This window comes from Campylobacter felis (assembly GCF_030250085.1).
In the GTDB taxonomy this organism is placed as follows: Bacteria; Campylobacterota; Campylobacteria; order Campylobacterales; family Campylobacteraceae; genus Campylobacter_D; species Campylobacter_D upsaliensis.
This window is the reverse complement of the sequence record NZ_JANURX010000001.1, coordinates 182,693-199,619: the sequence shown is the minus strand read 5'-3', so window position 1 is coordinate 199,619 and position 16,927 is coordinate 182,693. Positions and strand designations below refer to the sequence as shown.

General features: G+C 34.5%; 16 protein-coding genes, 1 other RNA gene and 1 pseudogene. 16 read left to right on the top strand and 2 right to left on the bottom strand.

What is annotated here, in order from left to right:
* Window positions 1-259: 259 nt before the first annotated feature.
* The 8 genes from NYG92_RS01000 to mnmH all read left to right on the top strand — a co-directional run bounded on the left by NYG92_RS01000 (window position 260) and on the right by mnmH (window position 5,606).
* Complete coding sequence (locus tag NYG92_RS01000; protein WP_289233249.1) at window positions 260-670, top strand: histidine phosphotransferase; 411 nt, start codon at window positions 260-262, stop codon at window positions 668-670.
* A 1-nt stretch (window position 671) separates the two neighbouring features.
* Window positions 672-1,029, top strand: a transfer-messenger RNA (tmRNA) gene (gene ssrA / locus NYG92_RS00995).
* Between the two features lie 13 nt (window positions 1,030-1,042).
* Window positions 1,043-1,756 (top strand): tRNA1(Val) (adenine(37)-N6)-methyltransferase, encoded by a 714-nt coding sequence (locus tag NYG92_RS00990; RefSeq protein ID WP_289233248.1) that lies wholly within the window; start codon window positions 1,043-1,045, stop codon window positions 1,754-1,756.
* The gene (locus tag NYG92_RS00985; protein WP_289233247.1) at window positions 1,734-2,108 is read left to right on the top strand and encodes a YkgJ family cysteine cluster protein; all 375 of its coding nucleotides are present in this window, start codon (window positions 1,734-1,736) and stop codon (window positions 2,106-2,108) included. Before NYG92_RS00990 ends, NYG92_RS00985 begins: the two co-directional genes overlap by 23 nt.
* Window positions 2,081-3,361 carry a tetratricopeptide repeat protein gene (locus NYG92_RS00980; protein WP_289233246.1) on the top strand — a complete coding sequence of 427 codons (1,281 nt, stop codon included), beginning with the start codon at window positions 2,081-2,083 and terminating at the stop codon, window positions 3,359-3,361. The genes NYG92_RS00985 and NYG92_RS00980 overlap by 28 nt, the downstream gene beginning before the upstream one ends.
* The gene (gene trpC, locus NYG92_RS00975) at window positions 3,348-4,130 is read left to right on the top strand and encodes an indole-3-glycerol phosphate synthase TrpC (protein ID WP_289233245.1); all 783 of its coding nucleotides are present in this window, start codon (window positions 3,348-3,350) and stop codon (window positions 4,128-4,130) included. Before NYG92_RS00980 ends, trpC begins: the two co-directional genes overlap by 14 nt.
* Window positions 4,130-4,618 (top strand): HIT family protein, encoded by a 489-nt coding sequence (locus NYG92_RS00970; protein WP_270976272.1) that lies wholly within the window; start codon window positions 4,130-4,132, stop codon window positions 4,616-4,618. Before trpC ends, NYG92_RS00970 begins: the two co-directional genes overlap by 1 nt.
* Entirely contained in the window at window positions 4,602-5,606 is a 1,005-nt protein-coding gene (mnmH, locus tag NYG92_RS00965; RefSeq protein WP_289233244.1) for a tRNA 2-selenouridine(34) synthase MnmH, read from the top strand. Before NYG92_RS00970 ends, mnmH begins: the two co-directional genes overlap by 17 nt.
* Here mnmH and NYG92_RS00960 read toward each other — a convergent pair.
* Window positions 5,584-7,063, bottom strand: a pseudogene (locus NYG92_RS00960) (inorganic phosphate transporter). The gene mnmH and the pseudogene NYG92_RS00960 overlap by 23 nt on opposite strands.
* Before the next feature lie 132 nt (window positions 7,064-7,195).
* Here NYG92_RS00960 and NYG92_RS00955 point away from each other — a divergent pair.
* On the top strand, window positions 7,196-8,020 hold the full coding sequence (locus NYG92_RS00955) for an inverse autotransporter beta domain-containing protein (protein ID WP_289233243.1): 825 nt from the start codon (window positions 7,196-7,198) through the stop codon (window positions 8,018-8,020).
* On the opposite strand, the gene NYG92_RS00950 is transcribed toward NYG92_RS00955, so the two are convergent.
* Window positions 8,017-9,342: a cation:dicarboxylate symporter family transporter gene (locus NYG92_RS00950; RefSeq protein ID WP_289233287.1), complete on the bottom strand. Its 1,326-nt coding sequence runs from the start codon at window positions 9,340-9,342 to the stop codon at window positions 8,017-8,019. The genes NYG92_RS00955 and NYG92_RS00950 overlap by 4 nt on opposite strands.
* 200 nt (window positions 9,343-9,542) lie before the next feature.
* Between NYG92_RS00950 and cetC the strand changes: the two genes are divergently transcribed.
* The 7 genes from cetC (at window position 9,543) to NYG92_RS00915 (ending at window position 16,914) form a co-directional block, all read left to right on the top strand.
* Entirely contained in the window at window positions 9,543-10,037 is a 495-nt protein-coding gene (gene cetC / locus NYG92_RS00945; RefSeq protein WP_270965889.1) for an energy taxis response protein CetC, read from the top strand.
* 86 nt (window positions 10,038-10,123) lie between these two features.
* Entirely contained in the window at window positions 10,124-11,509 is a 1,386-nt protein-coding gene (cetA, locus tag NYG92_RS09150; protein WP_027303612.1) for a bipartate energy taxis response protein CetA, read from the top strand.
* A gap of 2 nt (window positions 11,510-11,511) precedes the next feature.
* The gene (cetB, locus tag NYG92_RS00935) at window positions 11,512-12,006 is read left to right on the top strand and encodes a bipartate energy taxis response protein CetB (RefSeq protein WP_257439327.1); all 495 of its coding nucleotides are present in this window, start codon (window positions 11,512-11,514) and stop codon (window positions 12,004-12,006) included.
* A 55-nt stretch (window positions 12,007-12,061) separates the two neighbouring features.
* Complete coding sequence (mnmG, locus tag NYG92_RS00930) at window positions 12,062-13,921, top strand: tRNA uridine-5-carboxymethylaminomethyl(34) synthesis enzyme MnmG (RefSeq protein ID WP_289233242.1); 1,860 nt, start codon at window positions 12,062-12,064, stop codon at window positions 13,919-13,921.
* Window positions 13,922-14,034: 113 nt separating this feature from the next.
* Entirely contained in the window at window positions 14,035-14,538 is a 504-nt protein-coding gene (gene petA / locus NYG92_RS00925; protein WP_214140629.1) for a ubiquinol-cytochrome c reductase iron-sulfur subunit, read from the top strand.
* Between the two features lies 1 nt (window position 14,539).
* Window positions 14,540-15,790, top strand: a complete 1,251-nt coding sequence (locus NYG92_RS00920) for a cytochrome b (protein ID WP_289233241.1) — start codon at window positions 14,540-14,542, stop codon at window positions 15,788-15,790.
* Window positions 15,787-16,914: a c-type cytochrome gene (locus NYG92_RS00915; protein WP_289233240.1), complete on the top strand. Its 1,128-nt coding sequence runs from the start codon at window positions 15,787-15,789 to the stop codon at window positions 16,912-16,914. Before NYG92_RS00920 ends, NYG92_RS00915 begins: the two co-directional genes overlap by 4 nt.
* Window positions 16,915-16,927 lie beyond the last annotated feature (13 nt).

Below are 16,927 nucleotides of genomic sequence, written 5' to 3'. Positions count from 1 at the left end.
ACTCATAAAAATTTTCCATCATAGTCAATAAATTATTTAAAACAACAAAGAGAGTTTTATAAAATAGCAGAGAAAATATCCTATAAAAATTTGTGAGACTTGCATACATACCTCTGATTTTATTTTGAGAAGAAGTGTATTAAAATTGTATCAATAAATCAAGATTGATACAATTAATTTGAGAATTCAAAGATGTTTTTCTCATTTTAAAACATTTGTTATAATTTCAAAATGTTTGATTTGGAGTTAGAATAATATTATGGGAATTTTGACGAAATTAGAACTTGAATATGATGTCGATGAAGTGGAGAAATTTTTAGAATTTTTTCGCACGATGTGCGATGGGTTTGAGCCTTTGATTATAAAACTTGGAAATGATAAGATGAAATATAAAGAAGCTATAAATGAGCTTGAAACTCTAGCACACAATACCGCTTGGGCTGCGAGGAGACTGAGCTTAGATGAGGTAACGGACCTTTGTGTGTTTTGTGAGGAGATGATGGCACAGGCAAAGCGTTTTGAGGGACCTGCGAGTGAGGAATTTATGGACTGGATGCTTTTGCTTGGCGATCAGTTTGAGAAATATTGTAGAAGTTATGAAAATGATGCTTCTGTTTTAGCTATTTTTAATCCTTTAATTGTTAATGTTCCAAATGTTATTTCTAAATAATGGGGACGATCTGGCTTCGACAGGAGTAGTTTGACTAGGATGGCATACCGCTTTGGGCAAGCGTAAAAAGCCTAAATAAAATTAAACGCAAACAACGCGAAATTTGCTCCTGCTTACGCTAAAGTTGCGTGAGTTCAGTTGAGCCTAGAGCTTGAGCGATACTATCTAGCTTAAGTTTTAGTCATTTTTGGTAGTGTAGTTTTAAGGCTTGACGCACCTTAGGGCGAAGTTTAGTCTAGTCAAATTTTTAAGTTTTGGAAGATGAGCGGAATTTGATGAAAAAGTCATCTTTGCTAAGTATGTAGAGGTCTTTTTTGGGCTATTTTTGGACAGGGGTTCAATTCCCCTCGTCTCCACCACCACAAGGTTACAATGCAAATTTTAAAATTCTTTCAATTTTCAAATGCTTATCGTTATAATAGTGATTCCTTACTCTTAAGTGCTTTTGTTTTAGAGGATAAATTAAATCAAAAAACACTTTTAGATGTAGGTGCTGGCTGTGGGATTATAGGGATTTTACTTAAAAGTTTTAACACAAATTTAAAGCTTTCTTTATTGGAGCTTCAAAAAGAAAATATTATGCTAATTCAAGAAAATTTAAAGCAAAATAATTTTGAAGCGGAAATTTTACATAAAGATTTTAAAGAATTTAAAAATGAAAAGCGATTTGACTGCATCGTTTGTAATCCCCCTTTTTATAGGCAAGAAGCGCAAAAAAGCACGAATTTACATAAGAGTATGAGTAAAAGTGCTTCTTTTTTACCGCTTGAGGATTTGGTTAGGGGCGTTAATTCTTTACTTACTCCGCGTGGAGTGTTTTATTTTTGTTATGAGGCTTTGGCTTTGAGTGAAATTTGTGTGATTTTAGAGAAATACAAGCTAAAAATGACTAAAATTCGCTTTATTCATAGCAAAAAGGGTGTTAAAGCAAGGCTTATTTTAGTAAAAGTAGCTAAAAGTGCAAAAAGTCTTTGCGAAATAAGTTCACCCTTATTTGTCTATGAGGAAGGAATTTTAAGCAAGGAAATGAGAGAGCTTAACACGAAATTTAGGATTGAAAGTTATGATTTTAAAAGAGGGCTTTAAATATAGCTTTGATGAAAGTAAATGCGAAAGTTGCGGGGGTAAATGCTGCACGGGAGAAAGTGGTAATATTTTTGTTAATCAAGAAGAAATTAGACTTTTAAGAGAGCATTTTAAGCTTGACGAATTAGAATTTAGGGAGCGTTTTTTAAGAAAGGTTGGCTTTAAATTTAGCTTAAAAGAAAAGGAATTTGAGGATGGCTTTGCTTGTATTTTTTTTGATATAAAGAGGAGAAATTGTTCCATTTATGCTTTGCGTCCTACGCAGTGTAAAAGCTTTCCCTTTTGGGACTATTTTAAAACACATAAAAAGGAATTGGAAAAAGAATGTATAGGAATTACTTATTTATCTTAATCGCCTGTCTTTTTTTAGGAGCTTGTGCGGATAAGAATCATCACATTGAAGCAGAATTTAAACCTGTGATGGAAAATACGCTTGATAAGGATTTAATGAAAGCTTTTGTGTGTGAATATTATGGCGAATTTGAGTGTGCTAGGGACATTTACTTAAATTTGTATGAAAAAAATGGCGAGGCTAAATTTTTAGAGCAGGCTTTCTTTTTAAGTCTAACGCATAATTTAGGCAAAACAAAAGAACTTAATGAAAAAGCACAAAAATTTCTTCAAACAAATCCTAACATCAAGCGTTTAAGTGTGCTTTACTCTCTTTCAAATATGGACTTAGCAAAGGCACAGAAATTAACTCTTGAGCTTTTAAAAAATGATGATTATCCCGGAAATTACGAGCTTTATGGAGATATTTTACTAAGGAAAAATCAGCTCAAAGAAGCCTTAAAATATTATAAAATCGCCTATAAGCAACTACCAAATGAAGCAATGGCATTAAAAATGATAGGAATTTACACACTTTTAAATGACATTAAAGGTATGAAGAAATTTCTTATTGATATGCGTCAAAAGCAAAGCTGCACTTTAAAAACTTGTGTATTTTTATCAAAAATTTATTTAGATGAGAGAAATTATAAAGAGCTTGAAAGTCTTTATTTAGAGCTTTATGAATTAAGCTTTAATGAGAATTTTTTACTCGCTTTGATTGAAATTTATATCAAGCAAAATCAAAGGCAAAAAGCCCTAGATTTAGCCTTTCAGTATGACTTAGACGATGAACTTAAGGTTTTTTTATTACAAAATTTAAAGCGTTTTGACAAGGCAAAAGAATTAAGCCTAAAGCTTTATGAAAAAAATGGAGATAAGGAGCATTTGCTTCGTGCGGCGGTATTTGAATTTGAAGAAGCTAGTTTTAATACAAAGCCTAGTTTAGAGGTCGCTAAAAGTGTGGCTAAAAAATTTGAAAAAGCGATGACAAAAGAGAATTCCCCCCTTTATTTAAATTATTATGGTTATTTGCTGATTGATTATGACTTAGATGTTAAAAAGGGTATGGAATTTGTGGAGCTTGCTCTTCAAAAAGAGCCGAATAATTTTTATTATTTAGACTCTTTGGCGTGGGGCTATTATAAATTAAAAGATTGCAAAAAGGCTTGGGGGCTTTTAGAAAAGACTTTTGTGGATAAAGAATTCGCAAATTCGAGTGAAAGCAAAGAGCATCAAAAAGCGATAAGGGCTTGTTTAAATGATCTTAGATGAAATTTTTTTAAAAACAAAAGAAGAATTAGAAAAGCGCAAATTTACTCTACCTTACGATATGCTTGGACGCTCTTTAGCGGCTAATCCCTTTTTTCCAAAAGATGTTTGCAAGGCGTTAAAAAGAGTTGGTAATGAGATAAAAATCATCGCTGAAGTGAAAAAGGCTAGTCCTAGTAAGGGAATTTTAAGAGAAGATTTTGACCCTTTAAATATAGCCTTAAATTATGAAAAAAATTCCGCCGCCGCACTTTCTATTTTAACGGAGCCTTTTTATTTCAAAGGCTCTTTAGAATATCTTAGTCTTATACGCCGTTATACGCAAATTCCTTTGCTTAGAAAGGATTTTATTTTCGATGAGTATCAAATTTTAGAAGCTTTGGTTTATGGGGCGGATTTTGTGCTTTTAATCGCAAAAATGTTAAGCACAAAAGAGCTTAAGGCACTTTTGGAATTTAGTAGGCATTTGGGACTTGAAGCCTTAGTGGAGATTCACAATAAAGAAGATTTAACAAAAGCGATTTTAGCTGGAGCTGATATTATCGGGATTAATCATAGAAATTTGGACGATTTTACTATGGATATGAGTCTTTGCCAGAAGCTTATCCCTCAAATTCCAAATTCTAAAATTATCATTGCAGAAAGTGGTTTAGAAGATAAGGAATTTTTGAAAGAGCTTCAAAAAATAGGCGTTGATGCTTTTTTAATCGGCGAATATTTTATGAGACAAAATGATGAGGGTAAGGCTCTTAAAGCCTTATGTGAGGATTAATGGAGCATCTTTACGCACCTTGGAGAAGCGAGTATTTAAATGGTAAAAGTGAGCAATGTCCCTTTTGCCTATGTGTAAGTGAACTTCAAAAAGATAAAGAGCTTGGCATACTTTTTAGGGCAAAACATTGTTTTGGTGTGATGAATCGCTATCCTTATACGCCGGGGCATTTTATGGTTATCCCTTATAAACACGAAGAACATATAGAGAATTTAAGCGAAGAAGTGTGGGTGGAAATGAGTCTTTTTGTGAGAGAGGGAGTGCAAATTTTAAAAGAGCACTTAAAAGCGAGTGGGGTTAATATCGGTATGAATTTAAGCGTAGCTGCTGGTGCTGGTATAGCACCGCATTGCCATTATCATTTAGTGCCGCGTTGGATAGGAGATACGAATTTCATCACTTCCATAGGACAAACGAGGGTTTGCGGTGTGGATTTAGAAAAAATTTATCACAAACTACTTAAGGCTTTTAATGCTAGAAGAGCTTGATTATGCAGAGTTTTTAAAGCAAAAATTTGATGCTTTAATTGATGCGAGAAGTCCGCTTGAATACTCTCACTCTCATCTTAATAAAGCCTTGAATTTTTACGCCTTAAATAGCGAAGAACATCAAGAAATAGGCATTTTATATAAGCATAATCAAGCCAAAGCCAAAGCTAAGGGCGCTGAGTATATTTGTGCCAATATGGCAAAACATATCCCTCTTTTTACAGACAAGTTTAGAATCGGTGCTAAGGTTGGAATTTATTGTGCTAGAGGAGGTTTGCGTTCAAAGTCTATGGCGGTGATTTTAAGTGAGCTAGGATATAGGGTTGTGCGTTTAAGGGGTGGCTTTAAGGCTTATAGAGCGTATTTAAACGACTTTTTTTCAAAACCTTTGCAATGTGAATTACTTGTGCTATGTGGTAATACAGCTTGTGGGAAAACGGAGCTTTTGGAGCTTTTAGGGCATTCCATTAATTTAGAAAAAATGGCAAATCACTTAGGCTCTTCTTTTGGAGATATTTTAGGAAAGCAGCCTAGCCAAAAGGCTTTTGATGAGGCTTTATTTTATTCTATGCAAACAAAACTTGCCTTTATAGAAAGCGAAAGTCGTAAAATAGGCAAGATAACCCTACCCCTAAAGCTTTATGAAGCGATGCAAAAAAGCTTCAAAATTCATTGTTTTGCTTCACTAGAAAAGAGAATTGAGCGTATAGAAGGGCTTTATAAGGCTAAGATGAATGCGGTCAATTTTTATACTTCTTTAAGAAAAATTAGTCCTTATATTAGCCTTAATTTGCGTTTAGATTTAGAGGACGCTTTTAAAAAGGAACAATGGCAAAAACTCATTGCTATGCTTTTGGAGTATTATGATAAAAGCTATAAAAAAAGCTCACAAATTCACTATGAGCTTTTAACAGATGATCTTTTAAAAGCTAAAAAAGAGCTTATGGCTCTTTATGAAGAAAGGCTTAAAGTCCTAAAGCAATTTTAAAGCCCATAAATACGGCTGCTGCCATTAAGCCTGCTGCTGGTAGGGTGAATAATCCACGCCAAGCCTATAGGCTTCATCATAATCCAATTTGCATTTTTAGAATAAAGCCCAATACCCAAAACCGCACCGATTAAAATGTGTGTGGAGCTTACAGGAATTCCAAGCTGAGTGGCTAAAAGTATGACTATGCTAGCACCAAGTTCTGCACTAAAGCCTGTTGTAGGGCGTATGGAGGCGAGTTTTTGACCAACTGTTGTGATAACTTCTTTTCCTAAGAACCATAATCCTATTACCAAAGACACGCCAAACATAGCAAGAGCGGCAAAAGGCACAGGAGAGGTGGCATTAGTTTTAAGCACATCTAAAATGGCTGAAAAGGACCTATGGCATTAGCAATGTCATTTGCTCCGTGTGAAAAGGCGAAACTTGAAGCGGTAAAAATTTGAAACCAAGAGAAAATTCTATCGGTTGTTTTGTTAAGTTCCGTTTTTTTTCACTATGCTTACAACCGCAAAGGTAACGACATAACTAATTGTGCCTAAAATTCCCACTATCCAAAAATTCTGCAAAAGATCTAAAGTGCTGACATTATTTAAGCCCTTAAACAAAAACATTGAAGCAATAACCATAGTCCCTAAACAAGCGATAATTGGCATATGGGTTTTTAAAATTCCATAAATATCAATGGCTTTTTCTTTAAATTCTTTAATTTTATTTTTATAAAAACTTTCATCATCATCTAAGGCTATGATACTAAGCTCTCTAATTTGCTCTTCATCGCTTTTTCTAAGCTCATTAAAAAATTCTTCTTTAAATTGTTTTTTTGCTTTTTTAAGCTCTTTGATGTCTTCATTTAAATTTTTAGCAGGCTTTAAAATTTTTTTATCTATATAAGAATAGATGATGTAAGCGACCAAACCGCCTAAAAGTGGCGAAGCAATCCAACTTATGGCTATTCTTAAAATTTCACTCCACTTCACCATAGCTAAGGTTTGAGTGCCATCAAATTCCAAAAGTCCCATCATAATACTAGCACCTACTATGCTATGTGTGGTTGAAACAGGTAACCCTCTTTTAGTCGCTATAAAAATCCAAAGCTTAAAAGTGCAGCCAACATAATGGCGACAAAAAGCATAGGATCAAGTGAGCTTGGGAAATTGACTATCCCGCTTCTTATCGTTTTGGTTACCTCTCCTCCTGCAAAAATCGCCCCACTTAGTTCAAAAACTGCGACGATAATTAAGGCTTGTTTAATGGTAACCGTCTTAGCTCCAACGCTCGTTCCAAAGGAATTTGCTACATCATTACCACCTATATTAAATGCCATAAAAATACCAAAGATAGAGGCAAGGATAAAAAGTATAACTTGATGAGAGGCAACATAATTAAAACCCCAAATCATAAAAAAACTGAACTAATGGCAAAAATGCTAAGGCGAGAAAATTATCTTTTTTCAAAGCGAAACCTTTGTGCTAAAGTAAAATGACAATTGTAATATCCTAAACTGAAAAATTTAACAAAAGTGTTTTAAATATAACTTAATAAATTCTAAATTTACTTTTATTTGTTTTTATTTTTTATAATGAGAAATGATGAAAAAGACATTGATAGGGATTTTGTTGTGCCTTTTTGCACAAAATTCTTTTATTTTTGCAGATGTATTGGGTAAGGCTTTAGAGGAAAATAAAGAGGGCAATTGGACGCGTTTTAAATTTAAATATGAAAATAATACGCCAGAGGTGCAAGAAGAAAGCGTAGATTTTCAAGCAGCTTTAAATTCCGCTCTTTCAAGTGCTTTTGAAAAAAATAATGGCATTGATCAAACGGAAGGGAATTTAGATTTTCAAAATGAAAATTTTCAAATGAAAAACCTCACTTCTCTTTATGAAGGAGAAAACGACTCCTTGCTTTTTCAAAAAGAAATTTTCGTTTCTCAAGAAAGCTATAATTATTCTGGTGGCTTGATTAATCGCTATATGCACGAGAATTTTTTGTTTGGCGTTAATGGCTTTATCGATAAGCACAAAGAAGAAAATAGCGATAGTTCGAGTTTTGGTGGGGAATTTGGCTATGCAAATACGCTTAAAGCTTATACAAATTATTATATGCCTCAAGATAAAAGCGTGGAGAGGAATTTGCAATTAGGTCTTAGCTTTGTTGTTCCGTCTTACGAATCCGTCATTTTTGATGTGAGTAAGGATAATGAAAAGGCAAATTATCAAATCACCTATAAGCCTTATAAGGTGCTTAATTTCAATCTTTTTCAAAGTCAAAATAAAGAAGATGAAATTCAAAATGCCGTCCGCGTAGGCTTTAATTTTAGCTTAAATAAAAGTTTTTTAAGACAATTAAAAGAAGATGAAAGCAAATTTGAGGAAATTAATCGTTACGATTTCTTTCAAAGAAATCGTTAGTTTAAAGTTTCGTTGCGAAATTTTTCAGGATGATTGATAGCGTAATTGAATTTCTCCCAGTCAATTTGCTTATCCCAAATGCCAACGATAAGTGCGGCGACACTATTTCCGCACAAATTTCCCACAGCTCTCATTTCTGACATAAATTTATCCACTCCTAGCAAAATGCTAATGGCAGCTATGGGTAAAACTTCTGCTAAAGTGCCTCCAGCTTCTTCTATTTGCATACCGCCAAGTGCGGCTAAAGTGCTTCCAAGCACGATAAAACCAGAGCCTGTAACGCCAACTGCTCCTTTTGAAGCGACCATTAAAACAAGTAAAATGCTAAGTTCGTGGCTAAGGGATAAATTCACACCAAAAGCTTGTGCTAAAAAGATGAGACACACGGATAAATAGATATTTGTGCAGTCTAAATTAAAGCTATATCCAGTCGATAAAACAAGTCCTACTGTGGCTTTTGAAATTCCTGCTTTTTCGAGTTTTTTCATTAAAGGGGCGAGGGCGGATTCGCTTGAGCTTGTGGCAAAGACGATTAAAACCTCTGCGGCGATAAAACGCATAAATTTAAAGATATTGACCTTCGCCAAATAGCAAATAATCCCTAAAATTCCAAAGATAAACACAATACAAGCAAAAAGCATCACTAAAAGTAAATAGCCAAGATTAAGAAGCGAGCTTAAGCCATATTGTGCGATGAGAAAAGCCATAGCACAAAAGGCGGCTATGGGACTAAAATACATTATGATTTGTAAGATTTTAAAAACGAAATTTTGCACGACTTCAAAGACTTTTTGTATGCTTTGCTTATCTTCATTTTTCATTAAAGAAATGATAAGAGCTGTAAGTATAGCAAGGACTAAAACCTGTAAGGTTTTTCCCTCCGTAAATGGGCTGATGAGATCCGTTGGGATAGCGTCTTTTAAGATTTGTATGATTTCAGAGCTTGCACTAAGGTCGGCATTGCTTTTTGCAAGATACTGCTCTATACCTTTGCTATCGATTTCATTAGGATTTAAATTCATATTTGCGCCTGGTTTTAAAATATTTGTAATGAAAATTCCAACAGCCAAAGCAAGAGTGCTAACAAGCTCAAAGTAAATCACGGATTTAAGCCCTATGGAGCCAACTTTTTTAAGATTATCAAGACTGATGATGCCTAAAATAATCGTTACAAAAATAATGGGACCGATGAGAATTTTTAAGGCGTGGATAAAATAATCCACTCCAACTTTAACATTTAAAGCCAACTCCTTATGCACACAGCCCAAAATAATGCCCAAAATAATGCCCAAAATAACCCAAAAAGCAAGACTTTTGAGCATATTTTTGCATTTTTCTTTTGTGATGAAAAGAGACAAAATTTACCCTTTTGTAATAAAAATTATTTAATAATTGTAGCTAAAATTAGTTTTATAAGCGTTTTTTTGATTTAAGGGCTGAATTTTTGGTATAATAAACAAGATTTTGTTTTAATTAATAAAAATAAAATATTTTATAAATATTTTATTACAAGGGATTAGTGGTGAAAGAGATAGTTTTAGCAGATGATACACTCATTACTTCAAAGACAGATTTAAGGGGTGATATTATTTATGCAAATGATGATTTTTTAAAATACGCAGGCTATACAATGGACGAAATTTTATATAAGCCACATAGCATAGTAAGGCACGAGGATATGCCACGCACCGTGTTTAAATGCTTGTGGGATTATATTACTAAGGGACACGAAATTTTTGCTTTTGTAAAAAATAAGGCAAAAAGTGGAGATTATTATTGGGTTTTTGCAAATATTACAGCTTCTTTTGATGAAAATGGTAATATTATTAATTATTATTCCGTGCGTAGAAAGCCTAATGCTAAAGCTATCCCTATAATGGAAAGTGTTTATAAAACCTTGCTTGAAAAGGAAAAGCAAGGAGGCATTAAAGCTGGTGTGGAAACTTTAATGGAAGTTGTCAATTCTTATAAGGTTACTTACAATCAGTTAATTTTTGATTTACAAGAAAATAATTAAGAGTTTTTTTAATCTCTATTAAATATAATCCGTGGTTTTATCTTAGAATTTTGAGAATTATTTAAGTTAAGTTTAAAGTGAGGAAGATGATGAAAAGTATTTTTGTGTCAGCGATTATGCTAAATGTAGCTGGAATTTTGCTAAGTTTTATGCTTAATGTTTATGTTGGGTCGGTGTGTTTTGTCGCTGCGGTTGTGCTACTTATTTATGCTATGTTGTTACATAAAGATGAAAGTGAGATGATAGAAAAGCTTTTTGCGCTTTCTAATTATCTTAAAGAGGGAGATTTTGACAAAAGGGTGATTTACATTAAGAGTAAAAGCAAGAAACTCGCCCAAATCGCCGATAATTTAAATAATATGATAGATGGGCTTGAGGCTTATTTAAGAGAAATTAATACCTCCATTACCTGTTCGCAAAATAATGAATTTTATCGCAAGGCTTTGCCTGAAGGTTTAAAAGGAATTTTTGCTCACAATATAGAATTTATCAATAAGGCTTTATCTAATATAGAGGTAACGGCAAAATCAGCCTTTAAAAACGCTCTTTCTAAGACTTTGATGGACTTAAGCTTAGGCAGTCAAAATAAAGATATGTCGCGCATTACAACTTCTTTAAATGCGGATATTAATGCGATGAATAATATTTACGATGTGGTTTATTCTATCACTAAGGTCGCTACCGAAAATGGTTCGCAGGTCATATCTTTGCAAGAGTCTATGAATACCTTAATGGAAGTTGTTAATTCTAGCAAGGAAACGGTGGAAGCTTTTGTGGCAAATTCGCAAAATATCACTTCGGTGATTGAGGTTATCCGCGATATAGCAGATCAAACAAATTTGTTAGCACTTAATGCTGCTATTGAAGCAGCAAGGGCTGGAGAACACGGACGAGGCTTTGCAGTCGTAGCAGATGAAGTAAGACAACTAGCAGAAAGAACACAAAAATCAACGAGCGAAATTTCCATAGCTATACAAACAATGCAACAAGATTTTGACAATATACAATCAGGAAGCGAACAAGTCTTCGACATTGTTAGCAATTCAGAAGAACGCATTTCAAATTTCTCTCAAGCATTTAAGCGACTTGAAGAAAACAGCTCCGAACTTGGTGTAAATTTTACCTCCTTTGCAAAAAAACTCATTTTATCTGTCGCAAAGATTGATCATATACTCTATAAATCCAACATCTATCTCGCCCTTAATGGCACACATAATTTTGATTTAAATAGCTTTGATGCCATTTCACATCTTTGCCACGAAGAAAGAACTAAGATGATTATTAATGAGCTTGTAAGTGATGAGGATTTAGATGAGGTAAGAGCGGCAATTAAAGAAAATGCAAGCTGTGCGATAGAAGAGTCAAAAGCCGCATATATAGGACAGGAAGCTTATGACTCCATAGTTAGTAAGGTAACAGCATTAGAGGGTAAGAGTGCGGAAATTTTAGCAAAGCTTAAAATAGAGGAATAAGTATGGCGAAGGAAATTTTTTTAGAAAAAGATTGTCTTATTACCTCAAAGACAGATTTAAAAGGCAAAATTGTCTATGCAAATGATGATTTTTTAACATATGCAGGTTATAAAATGAACGAAATTTTATATAAACCGCACAATATAGTAAGACACGAGGATATGCCTCGCACTGTGTTTAAATTTTTATGGGATTATATGAAAAGGGGCGAGGAAATTTTTGCTTTTGTAAAAAATAAGACGAAAAATAATGATTATTACTGGGTTTTTGCTAATGTAACGCCATCTTTTGATGTCAATAATCAAATCATAGGCTATTATTCCGTGCGTAGAAAGCCTAATGCTAAAGCCTTAGAGCAAATTAAGCCTCTTTATAATGAGCTTTTAAAATTTGAACAAATGAGTTTGGATAGAGGTGTGGAATTTTTAAGAGATTTTTGTAAAAATTCCCATAAAAGCTATAATGAGCTTATTTTTTCTTTGCAAGAAGCAAAGTGATTTTATTTGCTAAATTCTTATATAATTTCAGCCTTTAAAAAAATTAAGGCTTATAATGTATGATATTATCGTAATAGGTGGCGGACACGCCGGCATAGAGGCGAGTGCTACTGCTGCTAAAATGGGTAAGAAAACTCTTCTTTTAACAACTCTTATTGAGCAAATTGGTGCGGCAAGTTGCAATCCTGCCATAGGGGGACTAGCTAAAGGGCATTTAGTAAAAGAGCTTGATGCTATGGGTGGCTTAATGGGAGAAATTACCGATGAGGCGGGTATTCAATTTCGCATTTTAAATGAAAGCAAGGGTGTAGCCGTGCGAGGTAGTAGGGCACAAATTGATATGGACCGCTACCGCATTATTGCTAGAAATAAGCTTTTACAGCTTAAAAATTTGGAAATTTCCCAAGAGCAAGTTATAGAATTAATTTTCAAAAATGATGAAATAAAAGGCGTTAGAACAAATTTAAATCACAATTATTACGCGAAAAAAATAATTCTTACCACAGGCACTTTTTTAAATGGATTGATTCATATAGGAGAAAATCAAATTGAGGCAGGGCGTGTAGGTGAAATGGCATCTATAAAGCTTGGAAATTCCTTAAGAAAACTTGACTTAAAGATAGGTAGGCTTAAAACAGGAACTTGCCCTAGAGTGGATGCAAAAAGCATTGATTTTAGCGTTTTGGAAATTCAACACGGAGATGTGGAGCCTAAGCCTTTTAGTTTTAGAACGAAGAATTTTTCACCTACGCAACTGCCTTGCTTTATCGCAAGGACGAATTTAAATACACATCAAATCATTAAAGATAATTTTTATAGAGCTCCACTTTTTACTGGGCAAATTGAGGGCGTGGGACCAAGATATTGTCCGTCCATAGAAGACAAGATTAACCGCTTTAGCGATAAAGAAAGCCATCATCTTTTCATAGAGCCGCAAACTAAAGAGGCTAGCGAGTATTATATTAACGGCTTTTCGACTTCTTTACCTTACGAGGTGCAAACGCAAATGTTAAAAAGCATTAAGGGTTTTGAAAATGCCAAAATAACGCGTTTTGGTTACGCTATTGAGTATGATTATATTGACCCAACCGAGCTTTATCACAGCCTAGAGCTTAAAAAGGTTAAAAATTTATATTGTGCGGGGCAGATTAATGGCACGACAGGCTATGAGGAAGCCGCCGCTCAGGGTTTTATGGCTGGGATTAATGCCGCATTAGCTTTGGAAGATAGAGAGCCTTTTATTTTAGGGCGTGATGAGGCTTATATTGGGGTTTTGATTGATGATTTGGTAATGAAAGGCACGAAAGAACCTTATAGAATGTTTACTTCAAGGGCGGAATTTAGGTTACTTTTAAGGGAAGAAAATGCCATTATTAGACTAGGCAAATATGGCTTTAAATTTGGGCTTTTAAGCGAAAAAGAATTTCAAATGATAGAGAAAAGCCGTGAAAATATCGAGCGAGGATTAAATTTTTTGCTAACTAAAGAATTAACTCCAAGTAATGAAAATAACGCTTTTTTAAAGGAGTTAGGTGAGGAGAAAATTACTTCTATTGTAAGTCTTCAAAAAGTAGTCGCAAGAGCGAGTTTTGATGTGGGTAAATTACGCAAACTTGACTCATTTTTTGAGAATATGGACGCATATTCTTTACAAGAAATTTTAAGCGAGGCAAAATATTATCATTACATCACTATGCAAAAAGCACAAGTGGAAAAAATGAAAGACTTAAGCTCTCTTAAAATCCCAGCGGATTTTGATTTTAAAAATGTAAGCGGCTTGAGTAATGAAGTGGTCGAAAAGCTTGAAAAATTTAGACCGCCTACACTTTTTGCTGCAAGTGAGATTAGCGGGATCACCCCTGCTGCTTTAGACATTTTACACATTTATATTAAAACAAAAAATAAAAGTAAATAATTTTTAAGTTTCAAGTTAGAAATTTTAAACAAAAATAGCAAAAAAGAAAAAATTTATTTTATTTTAGATAAACTGCTAGGTTTATTAAATTAAATTTCAAGGAAAGGAAAATTATGGCTATCTCTGAAAGTAGAAGAGGCTTTATGGGCTTTGCATTTGGAGCTGTGGCTGCTGTGGGTGGTGCTTTTTCACTTGTAGCGATGAAAAAGACTTGGGACCCACTTCCTAGCGTTAAGGCGGCTGGTTTTACCACGGTGGATTTAAGCTCTATGCAAGATGGCGAACTTAGAACGATAGAGTGGCGTAAAAAGCCTATTTTTATTTTAAAAAAGGCTGCGGATATGGCAAAAGATTCAAAGCGTGATGTAGTGATAGAAAATGCTTCCTACACCGTTGTAATAGGACTTTGCACTCATTTGGGCTGTATTCCTGCCTATGCTCCAAGCGAACAGCTTTTTAAATGTGCCTGTCACGGAGGCGAATTTGATATTAGTGGAGTTAATGTTTTTGGACCTCCTCCAAGACCGCTTGATATTCCTCCTTTTAAAATAGAGGGGACAAAACTCGTTCTAGGAGAAGAGGGTCCTGAGTATCAAAAAATGGTAGCGGAGGCTTAAGATGGCACAGATTAGAAAAGCAAATGGCATAGTGGATTGGCTTGATCAAAGACTCGCGGTTCACAAATTGCTTGATGTATTGATGAATAAATACTGGATACCAAAACAAATTAACTTTTTATGGGCTATGGGTGTGATTTTAACCACGCTTTTTACCATACTTTTTGTAACAGGGCTTTTACTTGTGATGTATTATAAGCCTGATGTGGCTTTAGCTTTTGATAGTGTTAATAAAACTATTATGCAAGAGGTTGAGTATGGTTGGCTGTGGCGTCATATGCACGGAGTGGCGGCGTCTGTGGTCTTTTTGGTCATTTATATTCATATGCTTACAGGGATTTATTATGGCTCTTATAAAAAGGGTCGTGAAATGATATGGATAAGCGGCATGCTTTTATTTGTCGTGTTTTCGGCTGAGGCTTTTAGTGGATATATGCTTCCTTGGGGACAGATGAGTTATTGGGCTGCTCAAGTTATTACAAATCTTTTTGGCGGAATTCCTTTCATAGGCGATGCTTTAGTTGTGTGGATAAGGGGTGATTATGCGGTATCTGACCCTACTTTGACGCGATTTTTTATGCTTCATGTTTGTTTGCTTCCTATTGTGATTATTATGATTATAGTGTTTCACTTTTATTCCTTAAGAATTCCACATGTCAATAATGAAATAGCTGAAGAATTAGACTTTGACCTAGAAGCGGAAAAATATATGGCAGGAGATACAAAAGGCTCTAAGGTTATACCATTTTGGCCGGGCTTTTTAAGTAAGGATTTTGTGTATATTAGCTTATTTATGATTTTCTTTTTCTATTTGGTAAGCTTTAAATTTAGCTTTGCTATGGATCCTATCAATTTTGACCCAGCGGATGCTCTTAAAACTCCAGCACATATTTATCCTGAGTGGTATTTCTTGTGGAGTTATGAAGTTTTAAGAGGCTTTTTCTTTGATGTGGGTGGTATTAAGGCTTTTGATATAGGCTTGGCTGCTTTTGGTATCGCTCAAGTGATTTTCTTTTTGCTTCCTTGGCTTGATAGAAGTGATGTGGTCAAACCAGCTCATGAAAGACCTCTATTTTTTATATGGTTTTGGGTTTTACTTGTAGATTTAATCGTTTTAACTGTGTATGGTAAATTGCCTCCAACAGGCATCAATGCTTGGGTAGGATTTTATGCTTCTATCGTATTTTTATTGTTGCTTATTGTAGTTTTACCTATGATTACAATAATGGAAAAAAAAGGAGCTAAAAAATGAGAGAATTAAAGATATTTTTAGTTGTAGTTGTATTTACAGCTCTTACATATTGGGGTGTTGAGCCTTACGCACACTCTATAATGAAGCCTTATGTAAGCCCTGCGAATTTTAATTTTGCGGAAGAGGACTTGAGCTTTGCTAAAGGTGTAGTTGCGGACAAAGAAGCCCTTTTAGCTCAGGCGCAAAAAGAAAATAATGCCACTCAAGTAGAAAATGCGACTAAAGCCCTTGATGTAGCTAAAGAAAATTTAGCAAAGAATGAAGCACTTTGGGCTAGTGTGGAAAAAATAGATTTTGCAAAAGGTGATGCGACTAAGGGTAAGGCATTTTTTGAAGGCAATTGTTTTGCTTGCCACGGCTTAAAAGAAGATGGGATCGCTTCAAATTTTACAGATTCTTCTGCTTATGGTGTGATACCGCCTGATTTAAGCTCGGCTGCTTTGCTTTACGATGAGAAATTTTTGGCTGCTTTGCTTTTAAATCCAGCTTTAGCATTGAAGGTTGATCATAAATTTGGTGATGCCTTTATTATGACAGCTTATAATAGTGAAACTTCTGGCGAGAGCGAGAAAATTGTTAATCAAAACATAGCCGATGTGATTGCTTATCTTAAAGAGATGGCTTTAAAATTTGAAGAAAAAGAAAATGCTAGAATTAAACAAGAGGTCGAAGAAAAATACGCTAAAGTTGAAGAAGGTGCTGAAAAAACTGCTTTAATGGAGAAAGAAACAATCTTTGCTAAAGAAAGAATGCTTTTTGTCGAGTCTTGCGGTCGTTGCCACGATATGAGGTATGATGGCTTTTTTAGTCCTTCAGCTAAAAATGATTTAAAGGGCTATTTAGGTTCTGTTCCGCCTGATTTATCGATGATGATAAGAAGTAGAGGAGAGCAGTATCTTAACGATTTTGTCAATAATACGCAAAAACTTCTTCCAGGAACGGCTATGCCAAGGGTAGGTTTAAATGAAGCCACACAAGCGAAAGTGATTTCTTACATTGAAAAAGTGGGCGATAGTAAAAAAGAAGAAAGAGAAAGTCTTGGAATTTACATTATGATTTTCTTTGTGATTCTTAGTATTTTTGCGATTTTATGGAAGCGTTCTGTCTGGTCTAAACTACATTAATGCAAGTCGCCTT

Excerpts from the sequence above, each read along its gene's own strand:
- NYG92_RS00920 (WP_289233241.1), top strand. The coding sequence starts at position 14,540 with ATGGCACAGATTAGAAAAGCAAATGGCATAGTGGATTGGCTTGATCAA.
- petA (WP_214140629.1), top strand. The coding sequence starts at position 14,035 with ATGGCTATCTCTGAAAGTAGAAGAGGCTTTATGGGCTTTGCATTTGGA.
- NYG92_RS00990 (WP_289233248.1), top strand. The coding sequence starts at position 1,043 with ATGCAAATTTTAAAATTCTTTCAATTTTCAAATGCTTATCGTTATAAT.
- NYG92_RS00970 (WP_270976272.1), top strand. The coding sequence starts at position 4,130 with ATGGAGCATCTTTACGCACCTTGGAGAAGCGAGTATTTAAATGGTAAA.
- mnmH (WP_289233244.1), top strand. The coding sequence starts at position 4,602 with ATGCTAGAAGAGCTTGATTATGCAGAGTTTTTAAAGCAAAAATTTGAT.
- trpC (WP_289233245.1), top strand. The coding sequence starts at position 3,348 with ATGATCTTAGATGAAATTTTTTTAAAAACAAAAGAAGAATTAGAAAAG.
- NYG92_RS00955 (WP_289233243.1), top strand. The coding sequence starts at position 7,196 with ATGATGAAAAAGACATTGATAGGGATTTTGTTGTGCCTTTTTGCACAA.
- NYG92_RS00915 (WP_289233240.1), top strand. The coding sequence starts at position 15,787 with ATGAGAGAATTAAAGATATTTTTAGTTGTAGTTGTATTTACAGCTCTT.
- NYG92_RS00950 (WP_289233287.1), bottom strand. The coding sequence starts at position 9,342 with ATGCTCAAAAGTCTTGCTTTTTGGGTTATTTTGGGCATTATTTTGGGC.
- mnmG (WP_289233242.1), top strand. The coding sequence starts at position 12,062 with ATGTATGATATTATCGTAATAGGTGGCGGACACGCCGGCATAGAGGCG.
- NYG92_RS00980 (WP_289233246.1), top strand. The coding sequence starts at position 2,081 with ATGTATAGGAATTACTTATTTATCTTAATCGCCTGTCTTTTTTTAGGA.
- cetA (WP_027303612.1), top strand. The coding sequence starts at position 10,124 with ATGATGAAAAGTATTTTTGTGTCAGCGATTATGCTAAATGTAGCTGGA.
- cetB (WP_257439327.1), top strand. The coding sequence starts at position 11,512 with ATGGCGAAGGAAATTTTTTTAGAAAAAGATTGTCTTATTACCTCAAAG.
- NYG92_RS00985 (WP_289233247.1), top strand. The coding sequence starts at position 1,734 with ATGATTTTAAAAGAGGGCTTTAAATATAGCTTTGATGAAAGTAAATGC.
- NYG92_RS01000 (WP_289233249.1), top strand. The coding sequence starts at position 260 with ATGGGAATTTTGACGAAATTAGAACTTGAATATGATGTCGATGAAGTG.